Annotated in this window: 11 protein-coding genes; all 11 read right to left on the bottom strand. The window is 65.4% G+C overall.

Annotation, left to right across the window (positions count from 1 at the left end; genetic code table 11):
* Positions 1-216: 216 nt before the first annotated feature.
* Positions 217-1,230 (bottom strand): zinc-dependent alcohol dehydrogenase family protein, encoded by a 1,014-nt coding sequence (locus R3F72_RS18065; protein WP_023007052.1) that lies wholly within the window; start codon positions 1,228-1,230, stop codon positions 217-219.
* Between the two features lie 71 nt (positions 1,231-1,301).
* Entirely contained in the window at positions 1,302-2,357 is a 1,056-nt protein-coding gene (locus R3F72_RS18060) for an NAD(P)-dependent alcohol dehydrogenase (protein WP_023102505.1), read from the bottom strand.
* Positions 2,358-2,386: 29 nt separating this feature from the next.
* A complete protein-coding gene (locus tag R3F72_RS18055; protein WP_023007050.1) occupies positions 2,387-2,797 on the bottom strand; it encodes an organic hydroperoxide resistance protein in 411 nt (136 codons plus the stop codon).
* Positions 2,798-2,850: 53 nt separating this feature from the next.
* Positions 2,851-4,269, bottom strand: a complete 1,419-nt coding sequence (locus R3F72_RS18050) for a coniferyl aldehyde dehydrogenase (protein WP_023007049.1) — start codon at positions 4,267-4,269, stop codon at positions 2,851-2,853.
* Between the two features lie 87 nt (positions 4,270-4,356).
* A complete protein-coding gene (locus R3F72_RS18045; RefSeq protein WP_058131069.1) occupies positions 4,357-5,748 on the bottom strand; it encodes an NAD-dependent succinate-semialdehyde dehydrogenase in 1,392 nt (463 codons plus the stop codon).
* A 73-nt stretch (positions 5,749-5,821) separates the two neighbouring features.
* Positions 5,822-6,652, bottom strand: a complete 831-nt coding sequence (locus R3F72_RS18040) for a nitroreductase family protein (RefSeq protein WP_034030325.1) — start codon at positions 6,650-6,652, stop codon at positions 5,822-5,824.
* A 27-nt stretch (positions 6,653-6,679) separates the two neighbouring features.
* Positions 6,680-6,985, bottom strand: coding sequence for a DUF1330 domain-containing protein (locus tag R3F72_RS18035; RefSeq protein WP_023007046.1), 306 nt, complete (start codon positions 6,983-6,985; stop codon positions 6,680-6,682).
* A gap of 11 nt (positions 6,986-6,996) precedes the next feature.
* Positions 6,997-7,674: a type 1 glutamine amidotransferase domain-containing protein gene (locus R3F72_RS18030; protein ID WP_034030322.1), complete on the bottom strand. Its 678-nt coding sequence runs from the start codon at positions 7,672-7,674 to the stop codon at positions 6,997-6,999.
* A gap of 34 nt (positions 7,675-7,708) precedes the next feature.
* Positions 7,709-8,740: an NADP-dependent oxidoreductase gene (locus R3F72_RS18025; RefSeq protein WP_023007044.1), complete on the bottom strand. Its 1,032-nt coding sequence runs from the start codon at positions 8,738-8,740 to the stop codon at positions 7,709-7,711.
* A gap of 135 nt (positions 8,741-8,875) precedes the next feature.
* Positions 8,876-9,487, bottom strand: a complete 612-nt coding sequence (locus R3F72_RS18020; protein WP_023007043.1) for a TetR/AcrR family transcriptional regulator — start codon at positions 9,485-9,487, stop codon at positions 8,876-8,878.
* A gap of 96 nt (positions 9,488-9,583) precedes the next feature.
* Positions 9,584-9,874, bottom strand: a 291-nt coding sequence (locus tag R3F72_RS18015; protein WP_332778557.1) for an IS66 family transposase, incomplete at its 5' end; no start/stop codon positions are given.

The raw sequence follows: 9,874 nt of genomic DNA, 5'->3' as shown, positions 1-9,874 counted from the left end.
GGGCCTCGTCGACGTTGATATCGCTGATGGTCATGTCACCGCATAGACGTGCCGAAGGATCAGGCACACTATGCCAAAAAAATCAGGTGGTTGGCGACATGCCATCCGCAGCCACCTGAATAGTTACCAAATATCCACGCCCGGGTCCGGTATGCAGCCGGGCGCGTCCCGGGCGCCGCGTCCGCCAGCGCAGCTGGACGGACAGGGCTTGGGTGATCAGATATCCACCACGACCTTGCCGAAATGGCGGCCGCTCTCCTGGTAGCGGAAAGCCTCAGCAAGCTGCTCCAACGGGAAGCTGCGGTCGATCACCGGGTGGATGCCGGTCTGCTCCAGCGCCGCCACGTACTCCTGCTGCAGGCGCCGGCTGCCGACGATCAGGCCCTGCAGGCGTGCCTGCCTGGCCATCAATACGGCAGTCGGCACCTCGCCGCCTCGGCCGGTCAATACGCCGATCAGCGCGATATGACCGCCCACGCGCACCGCATGAATGGACTGTGCCAGCGTGCCCGGGCCGCCGACTTCCACGACGTGATCGACGCCGCGCCCGCCGGTGATCTCCAGCACCCGCTTGCCCCATTGCGGCGTGCGGCGGTAATTGATGAGGTGGTCGGCGCCGAGCGAGCGCAGACGTTCGAGCTTTTCATCCGACGAGGAGGTGGCAATCACGCTCGCGCCCATCGCTTTTGCGATTTGCAGCGCCGCCACCGAAACCCCGCCGCTACCCAGAACCAGCACGCTCTCGCCGGCCTTGAGCGGGCCGTCGGCCACCAGGGCGCGCCAGGCGGTCAGCCCGGCGGTGGTGATGGTCGCCGCCTCGGCGTGGCTCCAGCCGCGCGGCGCCAGGGTGAAGTCGGCGGCTGCGCGCACCGCGACTTCGGTGGCGTAGCCGTCGATGCCGTCGCCCGGCGTGCCCTGAAAGTTGCCGACCGCGGCGAACGGCAGGCCGTCGGTCCATTGCGGAAAGAAGCCGGAGACGACGTGGTCGCCGGGCTTGAACTCATTCACGCCTTCGCCCACCTCTTCGACGACGCCGGCGGCGTCGGATAGTAGTACCCGTCCGTCGGCGGCGGGGATGCCGCCGTTGGCGACCAGCAGATCGTGGAAGTTGAGCGAGCTGGCGTGCAGCTTCACACGGACCTGACCTGGACCAGGCTGGCCGGGGTCGGGGAGTTCGCGTAGTTCGAGGCAGTCCAGGCCGCCGGGGCTGCGTGTCACGATGGCTTTCATCTGGAATCTCCTGTTGCTTCGCGCGGGCCGCCTCGCCGGGAAGCGGCCCGCAACGGTTAGGCTGTTTCGCCTCAGGCGGCGGCCAGGCTCGCGCTGTCGATCACGAAGCGGTACTTCACGTCGCTCTTGAGCATGCGCTCGTAGGCGTCGTTGATCTGCTGGATGGCGATCATCTCGATCTCGGCGACGATGCCTTTCTCGGCGCAGAAGTCGAGCATCTCCTGGGTCTCGGCGATGCCGCCGATCAGCGAGCCGGCGATGCTGCGGCGCTTGAAGATGAGATTGGCGATGCTCGGCGACGGGTGCGGGTGCTCGGGTACGCCGACCAGGGTCATGGTGCCGTCGAGTTTGAGCAGGCCAGTGAAGGCGTCGAGGTCGTGGCTGGCTGCGACCGTGTTGAGGATGAAGTCGAAACTGTTGGCGTGCGCCGCCATCTCTTCAGCGTTACGCGAGACAATGACTTCGTCGGCGCCCAGTTCCAGCGCAGCGGCGCGCTTGCTCTCGCTGGTGGTGAAGGCCACGGTGTGTGCGCCCAGGGCATGTGCCAGCTTGATGCCCATGTGGCCAAGCCCGCCGATACCCACGATGCCCACTTTCTGGCCAGGACCGACCTTCCAGTGGCGCAACGGTGACCAGGTGGTGACGCCGGCGCACAACAGCGGCGCCACGGCGGCCAGTTGCGCCTCGGGGTGCGAAACCTTCAGGACGAAGTCGTCCTTAACTACGATCTGCTGCGAATAGCCGCCCAGGGTGTGGCCGGGCGCATCATGCGTCGGGCCATTGTAGGTGAAGACCTGGCCGTGCTCGCAATACTGCTCCAGGCCCGCGTCGCAGGCCGGGCAATGATGGCAACTGTCGACCAGGCAGCCGACGCCGACCGTGTCGCCGATCTTGAACTTGGTCACTGCACTGCCGATGGCCGAAACGTGGCCGACGATTTCGTGCCCGGGCACGCAGGGGTACAGCGTGTTGGCCCACTCGTTGCGGGCCTGGTGCAGGTCGGAATGGCAGACGCCGCAGTAGGCGATGTCGATCTTGACGTCGTGCGGCCCCGGCTCGCGGCGAACAATGTCGAGCGCCGCCAGCGGCGTGTCAGCGGCATGGGTGCCATAGGCTTTTACTGTCATGGTGTTTCTCCTCGTAGGCCTACCGTCGCTTAGGCGACGCTGGTGTGCAGGCGCACGTCGACGTTGCCGCGGGTGGCGTTCGAGTACGGGCAGACTTGGTGGGTGGTTTCCACCAGCTTCTGCGCGTCGGCTTCGCTCAGGCCCTGGACTTCCACATACAGGTCGATGTCCAGGCTGTAGCCGCCCTCGGCGTTCTGGCCGATGCCGACCTCGACCGAGGTCTTGGTGGCAGTAGGTGCCAGCTTCAGTTGCTTGGCCGCCACCGGCAGCGCGTTGTCGAAGCAGGCGGCGTAACCCATGGCAAACAGTTGCTCGGGGTTGACGCCAGCCTTGCCGGACCCCGGCATGGCCATATCCAGCGCGAGGCTGCCATCGTCCAGCGTGGTGCGGCCGGAACGGCCGCCGACGGCGGTGGCGCGGGTCTTGTAGAAAATCTTCATGGTATTCAGCTCCGTAGGTTTACGAAGGGCGGTGTGCTCCGCCCAGGAAAAAATCATTCGCTCAGCTGTGCCTCGACCGCTTTCTGCTTGTCGGCATAGGGCGCGCGCAGCGCCAGGCTGGAGGTCCCGTCCGGGCTCTGCATCACCACGGCCTTGGCGTGGCTGAAACGCCGGAACCCATGGATGCCGTGGTAGGCGCCGATGCCGGAAGGGCCGATACCGCCAAACGGCAGATCCTCGATAAAAGCGTGGATCAGCGTGTCGTTGATCACTGCTGCACCCGAGGTGGTGCGTTCGGTGAAGCGCTTTTGACGCGTTGCGTCGCTGCCGAAGTAGTACGCGGCCAGCGGACGCGGATGGGCATTGACGTAGTCGATGGCATGGTCAAGATCCGGGCAGTTCACCAGCGGCAGGACCGGCCCGAAGATTTCTTCCTGCATCACGCGCATCGTATCGTCGGGATCCAGTACAAGCGTCGGTGCCAGCAGGCGGGTCGCAGGATCGGCATCTGCTTCGCCGTCCGGTGCAAGACTGATGACGGTTGCTCCCTTGGCCTGGGCGTCATCGAGCAACACCTGCAGGCGCTGGAAGTGCCGATCGTTGACAACGGCGGTGTAATCGGTGTTGCTTCCCAAATCTGGATAAGTGGCCGCAACGAACGCGCGGGCGTGCTCGATGAACGCCTCGCGTGCGGACGGCGGCAGAAGCACATAATCGGGGGCGATGCAGATCTGCCCGGCGTTGAATGTCTTGGATGTGAGCACCCGCTCGGCCACTATCTTGATGTCGGCGTCCACGTCGACGAGCACGGGCGATTTGCCGCCAAGTTCCAGCGTTACCGGTACAAGGTTCTCGGACGCGGCGCGCATCACAAGACGCCCCACTGCCGTGCTGCCCGTGTAAATGAGATGGTCGAACGGTTGCGCGGTGAAGGCGGCGCCGACTTCGGCGTCTCCGAGCACGACGCCGAATTCGAGCGCATCGAAATAGCGCGGAATCTGCTCGGCCAGCAGATCGGAGGTGCGGGGCGTCAGTTCGGACGGCTTGAGCAGCGCGCGGTTGCCGGCGGCGAACACGCCTGCGAGTGGCCCGAACGAGAGGTTGATCGGGAAGTTCCAGGGGCTGATGATGCCTACTACACCGAGTGGCTGGTATTCCACGCGTGCCTGCACGCCCGGCATACCGGCGTCTTGCGCTTCGGGTCGCATCCAATGTTCGAGTTGCTCGCGCGCGTGGCGCATGCTCTTGATGGGCGCAAGCACATCGGTGGCCAGTGTCTGATAGGGGCTGCGGTGGCCATAATCGGCGCGAATGGCCGATTCCAGCTGCGCGCGGTTATCGGACAACAGGCGTTCGGCGCGAGCGAGCCGATCCCGCCGCTGTTCGGCGTCCGCCGGGCCATCGCTCAGGTGCGCCTGCTTCATCGCCGCGACGACGCCAGGCAGGCGCGTGATCAGATCGGATGTACTCATGAGGGTTTCCTAAGTTCGGTTAACGTTGAACGTCGCCCGTGGACGCGAAACGGCGGCCGGCGGTACCGTGCCGCCGGCCCGCTTGCATCAGAACGGCGCGTCGATGTCGACCACGTCGATCAGCTTGTGGTTGACGAACTCCTTGAGGCCCAGGCCGAGCAACTCTCGGCCGTAGCCAGAGCGGCGTACGCCGCCGAACGGCAGGTCGGCCTTGGCCATGGTCGGGTGGTTGACGAACACCATGCCGGTGGAGATGCGCTTGGCGACTTCGGCGCCATGTTTGGCGTCGGCGGTGAACACCGAGCCGCCCAGGCCGAACGGCGAGTCGTTGGCGATGGCGATCGCTTCTTCCTCGTCGTGGGCGCGGTAGACCAGCGATACCGGCCCGAAGAATTCCCAGTAGTAGGCCGGGTTGTCCGGAGTCAGGCCGGTGAGGATCGTCGGCTGCACGAAGGCACCTTGCGCCGGCACCTTGGGCCCCACCTCGGTCGCGGTCGCGCCGTGGGCGACGGCCTGGCGGATCTGTTCCTTGACGTCGTCGGCGGCCTTCTGCGAGGACAGCGGCGCCAGGGTGGTAGCGGGGTCGAACGGATCGCCCGCCTTGAGCCCGGCCACGCCCTCGGTGTAGCGGCGCAGGAACTCATCGTAGATGGCCTCGACCAGGATGATGCGCTTGGAGGACACGCAGACCTGGCCGGCGTTCCAGTGGCGGCCGAACACCGCCCACTTCACGGTCTTGTCCAGCTCGGCGTCGGCCAGCACCACGAAGGCGTCGGCGCCACCGAGTTCCAGCGTGGACTTCTTCAGCGCCTTGCCAGCCTGGGCGGCGACCACCGCGCCTGCGCCTTCCGAGCCGGTCAGCGCCACGCCGTGCACGCGCGGGTCGTTGAGGATGATCTCGATGTGGTGCCGCGCCGCATAGAGGTTCTTGAAGGCGCCCGCGGGCAGGCCTGCTTCGAGCATCAGCTTCTCGAAGGCATCCGCGCTCTGCGGCACGTTGGAGGCGTGCTTGAGCAGCAGCGTGTTGCCCGCGGCCAGTTGCGGGGCCAGGATGCGGGCGATCTGGTAGTAGGGGAAATTCCACGGCTCGATCGCCAGGATCACACCCAGCGGCTCGTGTACCAGCAACGCGTCGCCCTCGGCGGGATCGGCCACGGTCAGTTTCTCCGGTGCCAGCAGGGCCTCGGCGTTCTTCACGTAATACTCGAAGATGCGCGCGGAAAGTTCGACCTCGGCCAGTGCCTCGGCGGTGATCTTGCCCATCTCCAGGGTCAGCAGTTTCGCGTAGTCGCCAGCCTTGGCGCGCAGCAGGTCTGCGGCACGCTGCAGGATGGCACCGCGCTCGGTGAACGAGCGCTCGCGCCAGGACAGGAAGGCTTCGTGCGCAGCGGCGATGGCCTGTTCCACCTCGGCGTCGGTGGCGTCCGGGAAGGTCTTCAGGGTCTCGCCGGTGTAGGGGTTGATGGTGGCGTATGCCATGTTCGATGATTCCTTGTGACAGTGGATGGAGGAAGGCGTCACGGCCTGCAGAGCCGGAGCGCGGACGAGGAATTCAGCGCAGGGTGAAGCCGAGCGCGTTCAGGGCTTCGCGCAGGCGATGGCGGCCCATCAGCGCGCCGGGGCTGCCGATGCGTTGCACCGACACTTGCGACCAGGGCCGGTCGTCACGCTGCTGCTCCTGCTGGAAGCGGCGCATCAGCGGGTCGTAGTGCGCCACCGCGGCGGCCTCGCCGGCAGCGTCGTAGCGTTCGTGATGCAGCACCGCCGGCTGTGCCAGGCGCGGCTTGACTTCGGCCGGGCGGGCCGGATCGGGATGGCCCACGCACATGCCGAACACCACGAAACTGTCCTGCGGCAGCCCCAGTTCAGCGGCGACCTGCTCTGGATGGTTGCGCATGCCGCCGATGTAGACGATACCCAGCCCCAGGGCTTCGAAGGCGTTCGCCGCGTTCTGCGCGGCTAACGCGGTGTCGACCGCTCCGACGGTGTAGCTCTCCAGGTAATCGATACCGTCGGTCGCGGCACCCTGCGCGGCACCGAGTCGGCGCAGCCGCGACCAGTCGGCGACCCAGGCCAGAAACAGCGGTGCCTCGGCCACGTGGCGCTGACCGCCGGCCAACGCGGCCAGGCGGGCGCGCCGCGCGGGGTCGCGCACGGCGATCACGCTCCATGGCTGCAGGTTGGACGAACTGGAGGCTGATTGCGCGGCAGCGATGGCGAGTTGAAGTGCCTCGTCGTCGACCGGTTGATCGGTGTAGGCGCGCACTGATCGGTGCTCCAGCAGCGCGGCCAGCGCGGCGGGAACAGGGGGCAGCGGCAGGGCGGCGGCCTCGCCATAGCGGGCCTGCCATGCGGAGGCTGGGTCGATCTGATGGGAAGTCATTCCAGAATCCTGTGCGTGTTAGGGGACTCAGGCCGCAGGTGTCGCGCCGATGCCGTCAAGCAACAGCACGCGGTAGTCCGCGCCCTTGAACCGGTGCACCCGTGCTGCCTGGTAAGCGGGGCTGTGATACCAGGCGCGTGCGGCCTGCATGTCGGAAAAGCGCAGGATCACGCCGCCCTCGATCGCCGGTCCCTCCAGCACCTCGAAATCGCCATAGAACGCCAGCGGCGTCAGATCGTGTCCTTCGCGCGCGGCTGGAGCCTGCCTCGCATAGATGTCAAGTTCGGTGGCGTCGAGGGTGCGTTCGCGCAGGAAAACCACGTAAGCGGACATGTTCAATCTCCTCACAGAAGGGCGAGCAGCGCCTTGGCGGCGTCGGCGGACGAGGCAGGGTTCTGGCCGGTGACCAGAAGGCCGTCGGTCAGCACGTGGGACTGCCAGTCGCCGCCCTTGCTGTAATGACCGCCATTGGCCTTGAGCACGTCCTCGACCAGAAACGGCACCACATCGGTCAGGCCAACCGCAGCCTCCTCGCTGTTGCTGAAACCGGTCACCTGCTTGCCGGCGACCAGCGGCTTGCCGTCGGCATCCTTGACGTGGCGCAGCACGCCAGGTGCGTGGCAGACCGTTCCGACCGGCTTGTTCGCCTTGACCGCCGCTTCGATCAGACCGATCGAGACCGGGTCTTCAGCCAGGTCCCATAGCGGGCCGTGGCCGCCGGGATAGAACACTGCATCGAAGTCGCCGATGGCGACCTCGGCCAGCTTGCGGGTGTTGGCCAGGGCCTTGACCGCGTCAGCGTCGGCCAGGAAGCGACGGGTCGCCTCGGTCTGGGCGTCGGGTTCGTCGCTCTTGGGGTCGAGCGGCGGCTGGCCGCCCTTGGGCGAGGCCAGGGTCAGCTTCGCGCCGGCATCGAGGAAGGCATAGTAGGGGGCAGCCAGTTCCTCCAGCCAGAAGCCGGTTTTCCTGCCAGTGTTGCCGAGTTGGTCGTGCGAAGTGAGGATGACGAGAATATTGGCCATAGCGGCTCTCCTTTGGAGGTTCGAAGTGAAAGACTCAGGGGGTGCCGACTCGTACCACGACCTTGCCGAAGTGCCTGCCGGCGAGCAGGTCGATCAGCGCCTGGGGCGCATGTTCCAGGCCCTCGACGAAGTCTTCGCGGACCGAGACCTTGCCCTCGGCGACCCATGCGCCCATGTCGCGCTGAAACGCCGCGAAACCGTCGGCGTAGTGGTCGCCGATGATGAAACCCTGCAGCAGCAGGCGCTTGCGCAGAACCAGCCCCAGCATCATCGGCATGCGGTCCGGGCCAGGTGGCAGGTCGGTGTCGTTGTAGTGGGCGATCAGCCCGCACACCGGCACGCGGGCGCCGACGTTCAGTCGCGGCAGCACGGTGTCGAGCACCGTGCCGCCGACGTTCTCGTAGTAGACGTCGATACCCTGCGGCGTCGCGGTAGCCAGTTGTTCGGCAAAGTCGGGCGCGCGGTGGTCGAGGCAGACATCGAAGCCGAACGCTTCGCGCGCGTAGCGGCATTTTTCCGGCCCGCCGGCGATGCCGATGGCGCGCGCGCCCTTTAGCCGGGCAAGCTGCCCAACTACCGAGCCGACCGCGCCGATGGCGGAGGCGACGACCACAGTCTCGCCCGGCTGCGGCCGGCCGATGTTCAGCAGGCCGTGGTAGGCGGTGAAGCCGGGCATGCCGAGCACGCTCAGCGCCAGCGAAGGATTCGTGGTCCGGGAATCGAGCACGACCAGTCCACGACCGTCGGAAAGCGTATGGCTCTGCCAACCCGTGTCGCCGACGACCAGGTCGCCAACCTTGAATGCCGGGTCGTGCGAAACCTCCACCCGGCTCACCGCGCCGCCGGTCATCACCTCGCCTAGCGCTACGGGTGGAGCATAGGACGGAGCATCGCTCATTCGCCCCCGCATATACGGGTCGAGCGAGAGGTACAGCGTGCGCAGCAGGAGCTGGCCCTTGCCTGGCTCAGGCAGCGATTCCTGTTCCAGCCGGAAGTCGTCTGGCGTCGGCTCACCCGAGGGGCGTGAGGCAAGTACGATGCGGGTTTGCAGGATCGCAGTGGTCATCGCTGACTCCTGAAAAGGACGGCCGAAACGGACTCATGTGCGTGCGTGGAAGCAAAGTTTGTCATCTGATTGAATTAGACCGGTCGTATACAGTTTGGGCAAAAAAAAAAAGCTACGAGGACTTTTTTCTGTCTGTCAGGCGCAGCGTCGAAGATGAGAAGACAGGCCTAGCAGGCCCTGCGTAGCAGCCAGCGCGGCCTCCATGGGTACACGGTCGCGCGTGAGCTTGGCGCGCAGGCTCGCGCCCAGCCACAACTGGTACAACGTGTTCGCCGTTGTGCTGGCATCCAGCTCAACCGGAAGCGAGCCGTCGCTGGCGCCATCCTCGATGGCGCTGGCCAAACGCGCGATCACTCGCGTGGTGCCCTGTTCAAGAACTAAACGCATCGCCTCGGAGAGGTCGCTGACCTCCGCAGCCAGCTTGACCGCCAGACACTTGCCCTTCGGGTCACAGGCTGCCTGGGTCTCCAGCCAGTACTCGAAATAGGCGATCAGTCGCTGTGCTGCGGAAAGATCAGGACGACTCAGCAGATTATCGAGCGAAGCCAGGTAATCGGCGAAGTAATCCTCCAGCAGCGCTTCGCCAAAGACCTCCTTGGAGCCGAAGTAATGGTAGAAGGAACCCTTCGGCACGCCGGAAGCCTGGAGAACCTCGTTCAGGCCCACGGCGCTGAAGCCCTTTCCCGCGATAATGATCCGGGCGGTATCGAGGATATGTTGGCGGACGTCGTTCGTGGCATTAGTCATGGTTTGTATCTTACCCTGAAACTAGACCGGTCGTCTACAATCATCGGGCAAGTTGATGATGACAGTTAAAAGCTATTTCTTTTGTAACTATTCAGGTCACGCTGCCTGATCCAGGCCGTCCCGACGCATGAATTCGGGCACTTCACCGGCAAACAACTGTTCTAGTGCGGTGTGCGCTGCCAGGCCCTGCTTGACCGCCGTCGAGAGGAAGCTGCGCATCCGGCAGAAGATCTCGGCACCTTCCCAGGAGCGGAAACAGCCTGAAATCTTCTGCTGGACCTTGGTCATCCGCAGGTCACGCTCCCCTTGGTTATTGGTGAAGGGCGCGGCGGGGTCGTCGAGGAAACGCAGCACGTCGTCCTCGTACGCCTGGAGACGTTCGAGCAG

The organism is Salinicola sp. 4072 (genome assembly GCF_036663415.1).
Taxonomy (GTDB): Bacteria; Pseudomonadota; Gammaproteobacteria; order Pseudomonadales; family Halomonadaceae; genus Salinicola; species Salinicola salarius_A.
Note: the sequence above shows the minus strand (reverse complement) of the source record. Positions and strands in the feature narration are given on the sequence as shown.